The 15,115-nt window shown below is 43.0% G+C and carries 13 protein-coding genes; 12 read left to right on the forward strand and 1 reads right to left on the reverse strand.

What is annotated here, in order from left to right:
* Positions 1–38 precede the first annotated feature (38 nt).
* From typA to HXT56_RS01120, 4 genes are all read left to right on the forward strand, one after another.
* Positions 39–1,961, forward strand: coding sequence for a translational GTPase TypA (gene typA, locus HXT56_RS01105; protein ID WP_116712318.1), 1,923 nt, complete (start codon positions 39–41; stop codon positions 1,959–1,961).
* A 47-nt stretch (positions 1,962–2,008) separates the two neighbouring features.
* Positions 2,009–2,425, forward strand: a complete 417-nt coding sequence (locus HXT56_RS01110; RefSeq protein ID WP_116712317.1) for an alcohol dehydrogenase — start codon at positions 2,009–2,011, stop codon at positions 2,423–2,425.
* Positions 2,426–2,522: 97 nt separating this feature from the next.
* Positions 2,523–3,521, forward strand: coding sequence for a prephenate dehydratase domain-containing protein (locus HXT56_RS01115; protein WP_116712316.1), 999 nt, complete (start codon positions 2,523–2,525; stop codon positions 3,519–3,521).
* Positions 3,515–4,618, forward strand: coding sequence for a prephenate dehydrogenase (locus HXT56_RS01120; protein ID WP_421778221.1), 1,104 nt, complete (start codon positions 3,515–3,517; stop codon positions 4,616–4,618). Before HXT56_RS01115 ends, HXT56_RS01120 begins: the two co-directional genes overlap by 7 nt.
* Positions 4,619–4,655: 37 nt before the next feature.
* Here HXT56_RS01120 and HXT56_RS01125 read toward each other — a convergent pair whose 3' ends face one another.
* Positions 4,656–4,949, reverse strand: a complete 294-nt coding sequence (locus tag HXT56_RS01125) for a DUF6725 family protein (RefSeq protein WP_116712314.1) — start codon at positions 4,947–4,949, stop codon at positions 4,656–4,658.
* 79 nt (positions 4,950–5,028) lie between these two features.
* Here HXT56_RS01125 and HXT56_RS01130 point away from each other — a divergent pair, with 79 nt between their 5' ends.
* From HXT56_RS01130 to HXT56_RS01165, 8 genes are all read left to right on the forward strand, one after another.
* Entirely contained in the window at positions 5,029–6,048 is a 1,020-nt protein-coding gene (locus HXT56_RS01130) for a tyrosine recombinase XerC (RefSeq protein ID WP_421778222.1), read from the forward strand.
* Positions 6,049–6,427: 379 nt separating this feature from the next.
* Positions 6,428–8,065: a peptide ABC transporter substrate-binding protein gene (locus HXT56_RS01135; RefSeq protein ID WP_421778223.1), complete on the forward strand. Its 1,638-nt coding sequence runs from the start codon at positions 6,428–6,430 to the stop codon at positions 8,063–8,065.
* A gap of 214 nt (positions 8,066–8,279) precedes the next feature.
* On the forward strand, positions 8,280–9,206 hold the full coding sequence (locus HXT56_RS01140; protein WP_421778224.1) for an ABC transporter permease: 927 nt from the start codon (positions 8,280–8,282) through the stop codon (positions 9,204–9,206).
* A 14-nt stretch (positions 9,207–9,220) separates the two neighbouring features.
* The gene (locus HXT56_RS01145; RefSeq protein WP_421778225.1) at positions 9,221–10,198 is read left to right on the forward strand and encodes an ABC transporter permease; all 978 of its coding nucleotides are present in this window, start codon (positions 9,221–9,223) and stop codon (positions 10,196–10,198) included.
* Positions 10,199–10,222: 24 nt separating this feature from the next.
* Complete coding sequence (locus HXT56_RS01150) at positions 10,223–12,250, forward strand: dipeptide ABC transporter ATP-binding protein (RefSeq protein ID WP_421778226.1); 2,028 nt, start codon at positions 10,223–10,225, stop codon at positions 12,248–12,250.
* Positions 12,251–12,484: 234 nt separating this feature from the next.
* Positions 12,485–13,351: an exodeoxyribonuclease III gene (locus HXT56_RS01155; protein WP_116712309.1), complete on the forward strand. Its 867-nt coding sequence runs from the start codon at positions 12,485–12,487 to the stop codon at positions 13,349–13,351.
* 159 nt (positions 13,352–13,510) lie between these two features.
* Positions 13,511–14,299: a DUF3710 domain-containing protein gene (locus HXT56_RS01160; protein WP_421778227.1), complete on the forward strand. Its 789-nt coding sequence runs from the start codon at positions 13,511–13,513 to the stop codon at positions 14,297–14,299.
* Between the two features lie 44 nt (positions 14,300–14,343).
* Positions 14,344–15,075, forward strand: a complete 732-nt coding sequence (locus HXT56_RS01165) for a DUF3159 domain-containing protein (RefSeq protein ID WP_421778228.1) — start codon at positions 14,344–14,346, stop codon at positions 15,073–15,075.
* Positions 15,076–15,115 lie beyond the last annotated feature (40 nt).

A 15,115-nucleotide genomic window follows, 5' to 3' on the forward strand; every position in this document is an offset into this window, starting at 1 on the left:
ATGACTACTTACAACGCGAAGAATGGAAGAGGTTTGTGATGGCTGTTCGCGGTGATATTCGAAATGTGGCAATTGTGGCGCACGTAGACCACGGTAAGACCACGCTGGTAAACGCCATGCTTCAGCAGTCGCATGTATTTTCTGAGCGTGAGGAAGTTCCAGATCGCGTAATGGATTCCAACGATTTGGAACGCGAAAAGGGCATTACTATTCTTGCTAAGAATACGGCTGTGCAGTATACCGGTCCGTTGGCTGAAAAGTATGGTCACCCGGAAGGCATTACCATTAACGTAATCGATACTCCTGGCCACGCTGATTTCGGCGGCGAGGTTGAGCGCGGTATTTCTATGGTTGATGGCGTCGTTTTGCTTGTTGACGCTTCTGAAGGCCCACTTCCTCAGACTCGCTTCGTTTTGCGCAAGGCTTTGGAAGCTAAGCTCCCTGTAATTTTGTGCGTAAACAAGGTTGATCGTCCAGACGCTCGTATTGAAGAAGTTGTTGGTGAATCCACTGATTTGCTTCTCGGCTTGGCTCAGGATGTTGTTGAGGAAGGTATCGAACTTGATCTTGATGCTTTGCTCGATTTGCCTGTAATTTATTGCGCTGCAAAAGCTGGTTATGCTTCCGTAAATCAGCCTGCAAATGGTGCTTTGCCGGATAACGACAATTTGGAACCATTGTTTGATTCTATTATTTCTAACATTCCAGCTCCTGAATATGAAGAGGGTGCTCCTCTTCAGGCGCATGTTGCAAACATTGATTCCTCCGACTTCCTTGGTCGTCTTGGTTTGGTGCGCATTTATAACGGCACTTTGGAAAAGGGTAAGACTTACGGTCTTTCCCGCGTTGATGGTTCCGTTGAAAACTTCCGTGTTTCTGAGCTTCTTCGCACTCAAGGCTTGGAGCGTACTCCTGTAGCTTCTGCAGGCCCTGGTGACATTGTGGCTGTTGCTGGCGTTAACGACATTATGATTGGCGAAACGATTGTTGACCAGAACGATCCAAAGCCTCTTCCATTAATTCACGTTGACGATCCTGCAATTTCTATGACTTTCGGCGTAAACGATTCTCCTCTTGCTGGTACGGAAGGCAAAGATCATAAGCTTACTGCTCGTATGATTAAGGATCGTTTGGATCGCGAGCTTATTGGTAATGTTTCTATTAAGGTTATTCCAACTGAGCGTCCAGATGCTTGGGAAGTTCAAGGTCGTGGCGAGCTTGCGTTGGCTGTGTTGGCTGAGCAGATGCGTCGCGAAGGCTACGAGCTTACGGTTGGCCGTCCTCAGGTTGTTACTAAGACTATTGATGGTCAAATTAACGAGCCTATGGAAAGTACAACTATTGACGTTCCAGAAGAGTACATGGGTACTGTTACCCAGCTTATGGCTGATCGTAAAGGCCGCATGGATTCTATGAGCAACCACGGTTCTGGTTGGGTTCGTTTGCAGTTTACTGTTCCTTCTCGTGGTCTTATTGGTTTCCGCACGGCTTTGCTTTCTGCTACTCGCGGAACTGGTATTGCAAGCTCTATTTCCGCCGGTTATGCTCCATGGGCTGGTCAGATTGTGACTCGCCAGAATGGTTCTATGGTTTGCGATCGTAAGGGTGTTGCAACTCCTTACGCTATGCAGCGTTTGCAAGCTCGCGGCATTTTCTTCGTTGATCCGCAAAGCCCAGTTTACGAAGGCCAAATCGTTGGTATTAACAATAAGCCAGACGAGTTGGATGTGAACATTACGCTTGCCAAGCACATGACGAATATGCGTTCTTCGACTGCTGATGTGCTTGAGACTTTGACTCCGCCAATTAAGATGAGTTTGGAAGAGTCTCTTGATTTCGCTAACGAAGACGAGTGCGTTGAAGTAACGCCTGAGTCTATTCGCGTGCGCAAGATTATTTTGAGTCGTGACGAATGGTACAAGTGGCGTGCAAAGCAGCGTCGTCAAAACAATGCTGCGTGATATAACGCTAGATACTGTTTTGTTAACTGTGAGTCGTTAGGCTAGTTATGGCAGAGAAACCGTGGTCGCATCGCTTACCCTGGTGGGGTAGGTATGCGACCACGTGTGTTTCTGCCGTGGTGTGTGCGCTGATTGGTACTTTTGTGCATCGTTGCGGAGCAATGGATAACATCCCTTACGGATTTGCAGTGGCGATGATTTTGCTGTTTTTATCCGCTTGGTGTGCTAGATCTCGCAGCGGTTGGTTTGGTTTGTTTATTCATACAATAGTTTTTTCTGCTGTTGCCTGGATTCTTGCACTAGGTTTTATTGGTAGTGCTGTGCTTGTGCCGGTTGGTTTTACAATACCATTGCCGTGGTGTGCGCAATATGTCGGGTATTTCTGGCTGTATGGATTAATTATTGCTCACGCAATTTTGTTTTGTATGCCTCAGCGTTGGTTTGCTGTTGTTAGTGCTAAGTAAGCGTTTAGAGAATTTGCAGTAGTTTTATTTACAATAGTCTTGCTTACAATAGTCTTGCTTACAATAGTTCTACTTGCAATAGTTTTAAGGAATAGTTATGAATGGTAATAAGAACAGTCAGAGTGCCCGTAAATTATGCTATTTAGGGCCGGAAGGTTCTTTTACGCATCAGGCTGCTTTAAAAGTTCAACAACAGTGTCAATTATGGAAAACTTTGCAACTTATTCCAACTGCGTGCGAAAATGTTCGTAATATTGCCAGCGAAATTGAAGATTATCACCATTGGGGTGTTATCGCGTGGGAAAACAATATTGAAGGCGTTGTAATACCTAATTTAGATTTACTAATTGACGCAAAAAATATGGTTGGTATTGCTCGCGTAGGCGTTGATATTAGTTTTGATGCTGTTATTTGCAAGTCGGATTCAATCGATAATTGTTCTACTATTGTTGCTCACCCGCACGCGTTGGCGCAATGCCGTAAGTTTACTCAAGAGCACGGGTTGCAAGAAAAAACCGCGTCTTCAAACGCTGCTGCTTGTAGAGATTTAGTTCCTGGCGAAGTTGCTTTATGCCCTAGAATTTGTGCTGATTTATACAATAGGCAGATTGTGAGCGAAGGTGTTGAAGATTTTTCTGGCGCTCGCACTGAATTTTTATTGTTAGCTCCTCGAGATGAGGCTTTAGATTTTATTAATGTGCAGCGCGAAAACTTTTCATCATTTTCATCAATTATTGCCTTTATTCCGCGTTGCACAGGTGCTGGAGTGTTAGCAAATTTGCTTGATGTTGTACGCGATCACGGTCTTAATATGACATCTTTTATGTCTAGGCCGATTAAGGGGCAGGGCGGTTTATATAGTTTTATTGCAACTGTTGATGCTGCACCTTGGGATTCTATGTGCAAGACTATGATTCAAGAGGTTGTTGAACATGGCGATTGGGTTCGAGTTTTAGCAGTATATCCTTCTGATAAGCATAATAATCCGGTGATGGATGATTGGATGCTGCCTCATGGGGGAGTGTGTGTTGAACCTTCGGTTGATGCTTTGCGTAATTTGAACGTATTGCAGGCAGAAAGAGAATTATTATGGTAGATGATGCTGAATTTTCTCAAAAATTTTCTGTTGGTATTGTAGGACTTGGTCTTATAGGTGGGTCGATTGCTAAGCGACTTGCTAAGTTGCCGAATTGTGCAGTTTACGCGTGGAACCGTCACCATAATCCATACGAAGAAGCTGAAAGATTAGGAATTACTTGCGTAGAAAAGGTGCAAGATTTAGCAAAACTTCGCCCAAACGTTCTGATTTTGTGCAATGCTTTGTTTGCTATGCCAAGTATTTTGCAAGAAATCGCACCTTATGTTGACAAATCTCGCACAACTATTAGCGATGTTGGTAGCGTAAAAACTTTGGTTCGTGAGCAGGTTGCTGCAGCCGGTTTGCAAGATTGCTATGTTGGTGCTCATCCTATGGCTGGAAGCGAATTTACTGGTTGGGGAGCTTCTAGCGCTGAACTTTTAGAAAATGCTTTGTGGGCATTAACTGTTGATAGTAGCACGGAATTTTGGCGAGTTTGCAATATTTTACAAATGATTGTTTCTTTATGTAAGAATCGCGCAATAGTTTTGGATGACGAAACGCACGATAAGTCTGCAGCTCTTATTTCTCACATGCCTCACGTTGTTGCAACTGCTCTCGCAAATGTTTTGTGTGAACAATCTAATCGCGCTATTGCTTTGCAATTATCTGCCGGCTCTTGGCGAGATATGACGCGCGTCGCTCTTACGGATCCTCAACGCACTCGCGCAATGGTAAGCGAAAATCGGCATAATACTGCAAAATTATTGCGTTCCGTAATTTCGGAACTTACGTTTGCTGCGGATATGCTAGACCAGGATGCAGAAGTTGCTGATAATAGTGAGCAAGCGTTTTTTGCTAAAGCTCAATCGTGGCGAGAATATAAATACCAGCAACGCAACTCGTCTAAAACTAATGCGAATCAAAGCGATGCTGCAAATCAAAGCGATGCTGAGAATGGCAGATTGTGGAAGTATGATTCCAGAAGCAATTGGCAGCAAGAGTTACTAGAATCTGCGCGCTTAGGTGAATCCATTATTGCGCTTTCCGGATTTAACACCAACGAATCTCCGCAACTCTTATTGCGCTCAGATGCTTCTCTAAGCAACTTATAATGTGAGTTTGTGCTTGATGTGGCGCGAGTTTTAATGTCTATATTTTGAGTGGCTTTTGGAATTTGCGTTCTGGCATTGGCTTTAGACGCGCAATTGTGCTGGCGTCAATAAACATTTCTTCGGCAGCTCTAGTTCCGTTTGCTGCCGGGTCTCGAAGTAAATGAAGCGTAGTCCCGTCCCACTCGAGTACGTGACCAATTGCGTCATGATACTCGATTTTTTGCACTCCATCGTTATTTTCTTCTATAATTTTGTATGTTCTTACTACTATGCGCGTGCCTGCAGGTATTCGCTGTGGTAGTGTAGTCAAGTTTTTTATACGTGTTTCCATAACATGCTCCTTGTTGTATTATGCATGTGACCGACGCGTATAGCAAACGTTTTGTAAAGTTACGGAAGGGTGATTAGGAGTGGAAAATAAGCAGTCTTCTGTTAATGATTTCGTTAATTTACCTTCTCAATATGCAGGTTTATTGGAAGATTATATTGAATACTTGCGTGCGAATAAGGGCTTGGGTGAGCGCACGCAGCGAGCTTACGAAAACGATATTCAGCAATGTTTAGCATGGTGCAATCGGCACGGTTCTAATAATATTTCGGATCTTACTACGGATGATTTGCGTTCGTGGATGGCATACGCTTCTAAGAATCATGCGCGCTCAAGCTTAGCTAGAAAAGTCGTTGCTGTGCGTGGATTTTTTGCATGGTGCAAGCATATTGGACGTATAAGCAGTAATCCTGCAGAAATTTTAATGACTCCAAAAATTAAGAATATGCTGCCTACGGTGCTTGATGAGTCGCAGGCAGAGGAGTTGATGAATAGTGTTGACGAACAGACGCATAATTCTTCCGAAAATATGAGTGAATATTCTTCCGAAAGTGTTTCGTGCGATGGTACATCTTCGTATTTGCCTCGACAAGTTGCAATTAAGTTACGTAACGCTGCAATATTGGAACTTTTATACGCAACTGGTATGCGAGTGGGGGAGCTTACTAGCTTAAATATGCAGGATGTTAATTTTGACGCACACACTGTAAAAGTTACCGGTAAAGGGAATAAGCAACGCGTTGTGCCTTTTGGAATTCCTGCATCTCGAGCATTATCCGCATGGCTCTCAGAGAATGGTCGAAAAGTTTTATCGCAAAATTCTTCTGAAACTGCAATATTTCTTGGCGCTCGCGGTAAGCGTATTGATCAGCGTTTAGTAAGGGAAATCGTGCATAATGCAGCTCAGAATGCGCATGTGCCAGATATTGCTCCTCACGCATTACGGCATAGTGCTGCCACGCACATGCTTAATGGTGGTGCAGATTTGCGCGAAGTGCAGGAAATGTTGGGGCATTCCTCATTGAATACTACGCAACGTTATACGCATGTGTCTATAGAAGCGTTAAAACAGCGTTATTTACAAGCTTTTCCGCGTGCTTAGTAGAAGTTAATTAGTAATTTCATTATTACCAATTAACACATCCTTTACAATATGATCGGCATTATTTACATATATGTAATATATAAAGTGCAGTAAAAAAATGGGAAAATTTTTTGTCAAAATATTAAAAAATATAGTTTTTATATAAAAATTAAGGGTTTAGTGACTAATTATTACAAACAAACAGTAAATTTTACGATTTTTTCTCGCTCTTGCAATATTGGAAAAAATACGTACTATTGAATTTTAATCAACGGAGAGGCCTTGTCATTGGCTAAAAGAATCCATCTGGCAATAAAACTAGATGGATTTATTTTATTCATGACTTGGCTTTTTGTATTGATATAGCATCTGCCTACCAGACGTTAGGAGAATAAATATGAAGAATAAGGCTTTAGCTTTTGCTGCTGCGGCCTGCTCGCTGGCCATGTTGCTTGGTGGTTGCGGCTCATCTGCTTCGAAGACTGCTCAAACAAACGGTGGAAAAGTTATTATTACCGTAAATAACACTGAGCCACAGAACGAATTGGTGCCTGGCAACATTAACGAAAACGCTGGTGCACGTCCTGCTATGTTGGTCAACTCAACGTTGATCACTTTTGATGAAAAGGGCAACCCAGTAAACGAGGATGCTGAAAGCGTGACTCCAAACGCAGACGCAACTCAGTACACTGTTAAGCTTAAGGAAGGCAAGAAGTTCAGCGATGGTACTCCTGTTACCGCTGAAAGCTTCACTAAGGCTTGGAGCTTTGTTGCTAACGCTAAGAATGCACAAAAGTGCGCTTCCTTCTTCCAGACCATTAAGGGTTATGACGAATTGCAGAAGGATGGTTTGAAGGGCGACGAGCAGCTTGACGGTTTGAAGGTTGTAGATAAGAACACCTTCACTGTTGATTTGAAGCAGCCAGATTCCGTGTTCCCAATTAAGGTTGGCTACTTGGCATTTGCTCCACTTCCAGAATCCTTCTACAAGGATCCAAAGGCTTACGGTGAAAAGCCTGTTTCCTCTGGTCCATACTTGTTCAAGTCTTGGGATCACAACAGGCAGATTGAAGTTGTGAAGAACCCAGCTTACGAAGGTCCGCGTAAGGCTCAGAATGATGGCGTTACCTTCAAGATTTACACCGATGGCAATGCTGCTTACCGTGACGTACAGTCCGGCAACCTCGACATGACCGATAACATTCCAGATACTGAAACCAGCAACTTCCAGAGCGATAGCACAATCACTGCTTATAACAAGCCTGGTTCTGTAATTCTTCAGTTCACTATTGCTTCCAACCTCCCACACTTCGATGTAACTACAGAAGAAGGCCGCTTGCGTCGTCAGGCAGTTTCCATGTCTATCGACCGTAAGGCAATTGCTGAAAAGGTGTTGAACAAGACTGCTGCTCCTGCAAACGACTTCACTTCTCCAAAGACCCCAGGCTACGATCCTAATTTGAAGGGTAGCGAGCATTTGAAGTTCGATGCAAAGAAGGCTAAGGAATTGTGGGCTAAGGCGGATGCAATTTCCAAGTATGATGGTCCTCTTACCTTCACCTACAATGCTGATAACGCTGTTGCTAAGTCCGTGTTCGATGCAGTTGTGAACTATTTGAAGAACAATTTGGGTGTTAAGGCAGAAACCACGCCAATCCCAACCTTCCAGGAGTTCCGCGATGCATGCACCAAGCGTAAGATTAAGGGTGCATGGCGTGCAGGCTGGATGCCAGATTATCCAAGCCCAGAAAACTACTTGACTCAGCAGTTTGCTTCTGTTGCAGCTGATGGCAACGGTTCTAATGATGGTGATTACAAGAATCCAAAGTTTGATGAATTGCTTACTAAGGCTACTGCATCTTCCGATGCAAGCGAAGCAACTAAGCTTTATCATGAAGCTGGCGAAACCCTTCTTGAGGATCTTCCATCTGTACCACTGCTTTACATGAATGCTAAGGCTGTTATGAATCACAATTTGAAGGGATTCGTAATGGATTGGCAGAACATGCCACTTTACTACCAGCTTCATAAGTAAGATTTAAATCTTCATATGGAGTTTGTATAAATTAATTTCATGATATTCAGAAAAATACTTAATTCTGATATCGCCTCTCAATAATTTAATATCGCTTATAGCGAAATTGCTGCTCCAGTTGAAGGAATGAAGGAAATAATCCAAAAAATTTCTTCAACTGGAGTGGCGCTTTGTTGTTTTTGCGAGTAATTGTTAACAATTCAAGGAGAAGCCGATGGGTAAGTACATTCTGCGTCGAATTTTGCAGATGATTCCTGTTGTTCTCGGCACAACATTATTGGTTTATGCATTAGTATTTGCTTTGCCGGGTGATCCGGTAAATGCAATGTTTGGCGATAAACCAGTTAATCCTGCTGTCGCGGCACAAATTCGAGCTAATTATAATCTAGATAAACCATTTATTATTCAATATTTACTGTTCTTAAAGAATGCTCTTACTCTTGACTTTGGCCAAACCTTTGCAGGTCAGCCTGTTATTGACGAAATTGGTCGTGCATTCCCTGTAACCATTCAACTTGCTATTATGGCATTCGCTTTTGAAGCTCTGTTTGGTGTAACTTTCGGTATTATTTCCGGTCTTAAAAAAGGTAAATGGTACGATAGCGTAATTCTTATTGTTTCTTTGCTTCTTATTTCCGTACCAACATTCGTAACCGGTTATGCTATGCAATATTTGCTTGGTATTAAGTGGCATATTCTCCCTCCTAATGTAAGTAATGATCCTGGATTCTTAGATATGCTCACTCCTGCAATGGTTCTTGGATCTGTATCAATGGCATATGTAATTCGACTTACAAGGTCTGAAGTTTCGTCAAATATTGCGCTCGACTATGTTCGTACAGCTCGTGCAAAGGGCTTAAAAGAAGGCGCTGTTATTATTCGACACATTCTTCGAAACTCTTTAATTCCAGTAGTAACGTTCCTAGGTCAGGATTTGGGTGCTCTTATGGGCGGCGCTATGATTACAGAAACAATATTTAATATTCATGGTATTGGCTTCCTCACTTATCAAGGTATTTTGAAGGGTGAAAGCAACCTGGTAGTTTCTGTAGTTACCTTGCTTATGCTGATTTTCGTAGTCAGTAATTTACTTGTTGATATCTTGTACGCGGCTCTTGATCCGCGAATTCGTTACGCGTAAGGAGAAGCATAATTATGCAAGAAAAAGTTGAGGAAAATTTGACTGCTGCAGATATTGTTCTTCCAGGTCAGGAACGTTACGTTGCTTCCTTGGATGAAACTCCGTTACAAGAAGTTGATTCCGTTGATGAGTCTGCTCCTGCTACAAGCATGTGGGCTGATGCTTGGCGTACTTTGAGACGAAATCCTTTGTTTATTATTTCCGCAATATTGATTATTGCAATTTTCTTTATTGCATTATTCCCAGGATTGCTTGTTAAGCAAGATCCAATGTATTGTGTACTTAATAACTCTTTGATGCCAAGGTCTTCTGGTCATCCTCTTGGATTCGATAAGCAGGGATGCGATATTTACGCTCGTGTAATATACGGCACTCGCACTTCTGTAACAATCGGCATAATTGCTACAGCTTTGGTTGTTTTGGTTGGTTCTTTAATTGGCGCTATTGCTGGCTTCTTTGGAGGTTGGGTTGATGCTGTTCTTAGCCGCATTACCGACATCTTCTTGGCTTTGCCTATGCTTCTTGGCGCTATAGTTGTTCTTCAAATGTTTAGAACCACAAAATCAATGTGGAAGATAATTCTAGTTATGGTTCTATTCGGTTGGGTTAGTGTTGCTCGAATAGCTAGAAGTGCTGTTATGGAATCAAAGAATCTAGAATTTAACACAGCTTCTACAGCTTTAGGATCTAGACCTATACGCAATCTTTTCAGGCATATTATTCCAAACTCTTTGGCTCCAATCATTGTTGTTGGCACAACTTCTCTCGGCTCCTACATTGTGTTGGAAGCAACACTTAGCTTCCTCGGTATTGGTTTGCCAACTACTACCGTGAGCTGGGGTGGAGATATTGCTACTTACAGCAGGTACTTCAATAACAGTCCAGAAGTATTGTTCTATCCGTCATTTGCGCTTGCTATTACAGTTCTTGCCTTCATTATGATGGGTGATGCTGTAAAGGATGCGTTGGATCCAAAGAGCCGTAAGGCGTGAAGTTAGCGTGGAGGAATAAAACTTATGAGCATTTCAACGCATAAAAATGTAGACGCTCTCGCTATGCAGCGTGAGCAAGGTCCATTGCTTGAAGTGAAAAATCTTCAGGTTGATTTCACTACTGATTCCAAGAAAGCTGTTCACGCTGTTCGAGATGCAAGCTTTAGCGTATATCCCGGCCAGTGGGTTGCAATCGTAGGTGAGTCTGGTTCTGGAAAGTCCACTTCTGCAATGGCAGTTTTGGGTTTGCTTCCAGGAACAGGTCATGTTACGGGCGGTTCTATTAAGCTTAAGGGTCAAGAAATTAGCAAACTAAAGCCAAAAGAGTTTGCTTCTTTGCGTGGCACTGCAATGGGCTTGGTGCCTCAAGATCCTATGAGTAACTTGAACCCTGTTTGGCGTATTGGCACACAGGTTAAGGAAGCTCTTCTTGCAAATGGTGTTGACGTAAGTCATGAGAAGCGTTCTGCTTTGGCGGAAGCTCTCGCAGGAGATGCTGTAGAAGTCAAAAGCAATGATGACGAAACATTCCTCGGTTCTAAAGAATTACCAGAATTGATGGAAGCTGCCACAAAAGAGTTAGCAGAAGTTGGGCTTGATAATCAGCATAATGCTGAAAAGTTCAACGAAGCCATGTCTTACTACAAAAAAGAGTGGGTTCCAGGTTCCGAAACTCGTTGGCGCGTTGCAGATGACTTAATCAAGTACGGTGTGAACGACGACAAAGCTTGGGAAATTGCCAAAAAGTATGTTGTTGGCGCAAGTGTTGAAGACCGTATTGCAGGTTTGCTTGACGAAGCTGGTTTGCCAGATGCAGCAACTCGTGCACGTCAGTTCCCGCACGAGTTTTCTGGCGGCATGCGTCAGCGCGCTTTGATTGCTATCGGCTTGGCTTGCCGTCCAGATTTGCTGATTGCAGATGAGCCAACTTCCGCACTCGACGTTACTGTGCAAAAGCGTATTCTTGACCATTTGCATACGCTTACCGATTCTCTTGGAACTTCTGTTCTGTTCATTACTCACGATTTAGGTTTGGCTGCAGCTCGCGCACAGCATGTAGTTGTTATGTATAAGGGTCGTGTTGTTGAATCTGGTCCATCTTTGGACGTTTTGCAGCATCCACAGCATCCTTACACTAAGCGACTTGTTGCTGCGGCTCCAAGCCTTGCTTCCCAGCGCATTATTTCCGTTAAGGAGCATGGTGGTAATGTGGATAATTTGCTTGAGCATCACGTAGTAGGTGAGCAAACTCTTGAAAAGAGCGAGCATATTATTACAGTCGACCATTTAACTCGCGAATTTAAGCTTCCTCGTAAGAAGGAACTTTTCAAGGCTGTTGATGACGTTTCGTTCTCTATTAAGCGCGGCACAACGTTGGCAATTGTAGGCGAATCTGGTTCTGGTAAGTCTACTGTTGCAAACATGGTTTTGCGACTTCTTAAGCCAACAAGCGGAACTGTTACTTACGAAGGCAAGAATATTGCTGACTTTAAGGGTGCAGATTTGCTTGACTTCCGTCGTCACGTTCAGCCAGTATTCCAAAATCCTTACGGTTCGCTCGACCCAATGTATTCGATTTATCGTTCGATTGAAGAGCCTTTGCGCATTCACAAGATTGGCGATAAAAAGAGCCGCCAGAATCGTGTGCGTGAGCTTTTGGATATGGTTCGTATGCCTGCTTCTGTTATGACTCGCTTCCCGAACGAGCTTTCAGGTGGCCAGCGTCAGCGCATTGCAATCGCGCGCGCAATGGCATTGGATCCTGACGTTATCGTTTGCGACGAAGCTGTGTCGGCTTTGGATGTGCTTGTGCAAGATCAGGTTTTGCATTTGCTTAACGATTTGCAGGCGGAACGTGGTTTGAGCTACTTGTTCATCACTCACGATTTGGCTGTGGTTCGTCAGATTGCGGACGAGGTTGTTGTTATGCAACACGGAAAGCTTGTTGAGCACGCTACAACCGATGAGGTATTTGATCATCCTCAAAAGGAGTACACGCGCGACTTGCTTGACGCAATTCCTGGTGGAAATCTGGAGCTTGGCTTGGATTAATTTGGATTAATTTGGATTAATTTGGATTAATTTGGATTAATTTGGATTAATTTAATCTAAATATTTAATCTAATTTAATTTAATTTAATCTAATCTAATCTATAAATAAGGTGCAGGGTTTATAACTTGGTTAATAACTGAGTTTATAAATCTTGCACCTTATTTTTTGCTTTGTGAACGCGCATATTTGTGTAGCATACATATTTGTGTAACGCGCATATTAGAGTTAGATTTATGATTACAATTACGACTTCAAACTTAAATGGTATTCGTGCGGCCGAGCGTAAGGGGATGCTCGACTGGTCTGATGCTCACACTCCTGACGTATGGTGTATGCAAGAAGTGCGTGCTCCGCAGGACGCAATTGACCCAATTATGACGAAAATTGAAATGGGATATCGTGCGTCTGAAAATAGCGTGAATTTTGCCGGAAATAACGATTTTTCGTATATAAACGAAGTTTGTCGTGTAAAGGGACGGGCTGGAGTAGCTTTGGTTACATCGCTTCCTGTAGTAGCAAAGCGTTACGGTTTGCCAGGTTTAAGTGAGGATGTAGATTCTGGGCGTTGGGTTGAAACAGACGTGCGAACTCCGGACGGGTACGAAATTACTATAGCTTCTGTGTATGTTCACGCTGGGAATGTGGACGATCCGCAAAAAATGCAACAAAAGTTCCGCTTTTTAGACACAATGCTTACTCGTTTAGGTGAGCTTAGGGAAATTGCGGCAAACGGCGGAAATCAGGCGATTTTATGTGGTGACTTTAATATTGCACACACGCCACTTGATATTAAAAATGCTAAAGCGAATGAAAAAAGCGCAGGATTCTTGCCGGAAGAACGCGCGTATATTGATCGTTGGATTAATGAGTATGAGTTCGTGGATGTTATGCGTATGCTTGCAGGAGATATTCAAGGACCGTACACTTGGTGGAGTCAGCGCGGCAAAGCTTTCGATAATAATGTTGGCTGGAGGTTAGACTACCAGTTTGCAACTCCCGAAATTGCGGAAAGCGCTTGTGGATTTGTAATTGATCGTGCTCAAAGTTACGACGCGCGATGGTCTGATCACGCTCCGCTGACAATAAAATATGCGGTATGAGAAGTAATTTGCTCAATTTCTGATTGGTAAGCATTATCAAATACGTGAATTAAAAAATTTCGGTGCTTTGCTTGTGATAATCTAGTGAAGCTAAGCAATCTACAATAATAAGCGATAAGGTTATTTCTGTAGGCTTATTGTTCAAAGAAATGAGGAATAATGGGTTGGTTTTCAGGACGACGTGCAGCAGGTAAGACTTTGCAAGATTCCACTAAAGATTCCACGCAAAATTCTGTTGAAGTCTCGAAAGTAAAAACTGGTCCGTGGGATTGCAACGACGAAGATGCTCCGGATTTCAGCAGTTATCTCGATTTTGGATCAATCCATATCCCATATTTGCAAGGCATTGAATTGCGTGTAAAAAAGCAAAACGGAACTGGTCGAGTGCTTGGTGCGACGGTAACATACGGTTCGTCAAGTGTAGAAATTGAAGCATTTGCGGCGCCTAAAACAGCTGGCATTTGGCAGGAAGTGTGTAAAGATTTACTTGACGGCAATAGTCAAGCTCGCACAACGCAAGGCGAGTTCGGTACCGAGCTTCTATTGCCAGTGCAAGTAGGAGAGAAGACAATTACCACTCGCATTGTGGGAATCGATGGACCTCGTTGGATGCTTCGCGGCGTATTTTCTGGACCTGCAGCAATCGAATCTGCGGAAACAAATGACGAAACTAAACAACTCAACCAATGGTTCGCCAATATTGTAGTAGATCGTGGCGAAGAACCATTAGCTCCGCGCGATCTCATACCTATGCACAATCCTATGACTCAAGCAGAGAAAGCTGCCAAGCGAAAAGCGGAAGAAGAAAATCAGGACGAGGAGAATAGTACTACTCGCGAAGATTCAGCAGATCCGTTAAAGAAACAAGATAAACCGTTAGGTTACGATCAGCAAGTAGAAGTAAAAACTACGCTAACTCGCGGGCCTATGTTCTCTGAAGTTAGATAGCAGTAAGTTAAGTAACATAAGTTAAGTAACATAAGGATACCGTCTTGAAAAATAATGCTTGTGGCAAAAAAAGTTCTGGGCTTGCTTCCCTTGCTTCTATCGGTTCTGATGGAAGCAACTTTTCTGTAATCGATTCAATGGGCGGTATTCGAGGAATAATCGAATCCATGCTACCAGGCTTGCTGTTTGTTATTTGCTTTGTTGTAACTAGAAATGTACAAACGACGGTTATTGTATCGGCTGTGATTGCTGTTTTACAAGTTATAGCTAGGCTTATTCAAAGGCAGTCACTGATGGGCGCAATTAGTGGACTTGTTTCCATTGCAATCTGCCTTATATGGGTGTGGACGAGTCATCAAGCGCGCGACTACTACATGATGGGTTTTATTACAAATGCTGTATACGGCGCGCTTCTTGCTATTTCTATGATTGTTCGCGTGCCTGCTTTAGGTCTTGTGATTGAGTCAATTCGCAAAATGCCTACGGAAAATTTTGGCGCTTGGCTTCATGAGTGGCTTGACTATAAGCCGCTTAAGCGTGCGTATATGTATGTTACTGGATTGTGGATTGGTGTTTTTGCGCTGCGACTTGTTTTGCAAGTGCCATTATATTTGACGAATCACGTTGTATGGCTTGGCACAGTGCGTTTGATTATGGGATTGCCATTCTGGGCGCTCGCAATTTGGGTTTCTTACTTGATTATTGCAACGCCGTTTATGCGTCTTCATCATAAAAATAGTGAAGAAAATCAGAGCGACGAAAATCAGTTTAACTAAAATCAGCGTTAGAAAATCAGAATTAGAAAATCAGCTTAGC

Source organism: Gardnerella nova, assembly GCF_049244055.1.
Classification (GTDB): Bacteria; Actinomycetota; Actinomycetes; order Actinomycetales; family Bifidobacteriaceae; genus Bifidobacterium; species Bifidobacterium vaginale_H.

Bases quoted from the DNA above. Each gene is read 5' to 3' on its own strand.
- HXT56_RS01110 (WP_116712317.1), top strand. From the start codon at position 2,009: ATGGCAGAGAAACCGTGGTCGCATCGCTTACCCTGGTGGGGTAGGTAT.
- HXT56_RS01155 (WP_116712309.1), top strand. From the start codon at position 12,485: ATGATTACAATTACGACTTCAAACTTAAATGGTATTCGTGCGGCCGAG.
- HXT56_RS01135 (WP_421778223.1), top strand. From the start codon at position 6,428: ATGAAGAATAAGGCTTTAGCTTTTGCTGCTGCGGCCTGCTCGCTGGCC.
- HXT56_RS01140 (WP_421778224.1), top strand. From the start codon at position 8,280: ATGGGTAAGTACATTCTGCGTCGAATTTTGCAGATGATTCCTGTTGTT.
- HXT56_RS01115 (WP_116712316.1), top strand. From the start codon at position 2,523: ATGAATGGTAATAAGAACAGTCAGAGTGCCCGTAAATTATGCTATTTA.
- HXT56_RS01160 (WP_421778227.1), top strand. From the start codon at position 13,511: ATGGGTTGGTTTTCAGGACGACGTGCAGCAGGTAAGACTTTGCAAGAT.
- HXT56_RS01145 (WP_421778225.1), top strand. From the start codon at position 9,221: ATGCAAGAAAAAGTTGAGGAAAATTTGACTGCTGCAGATATTGTTCTT.
- HXT56_RS01120 (WP_421778221.1), top strand. From the start codon at position 3,515: ATGGTAGATGATGCTGAATTTTCTCAAAAATTTTCTGTTGGTATTGTA.
- HXT56_RS01150 (WP_421778226.1), top strand. From the start codon at position 10,223: ATGAGCATTTCAACGCATAAAAATGTAGACGCTCTCGCTATGCAGCGT.
- HXT56_RS01125 (WP_116712314.1), bottom strand. From the start codon at position 4,949: ATGGAAACACGTATAAAAAACTTGACTACACTACCACAGCGAATACCT.
- typA (WP_116712318.1), top strand. From the start codon at position 39: ATGGCTGTTCGCGGTGATATTCGAAATGTGGCAATTGTGGCGCACGTA.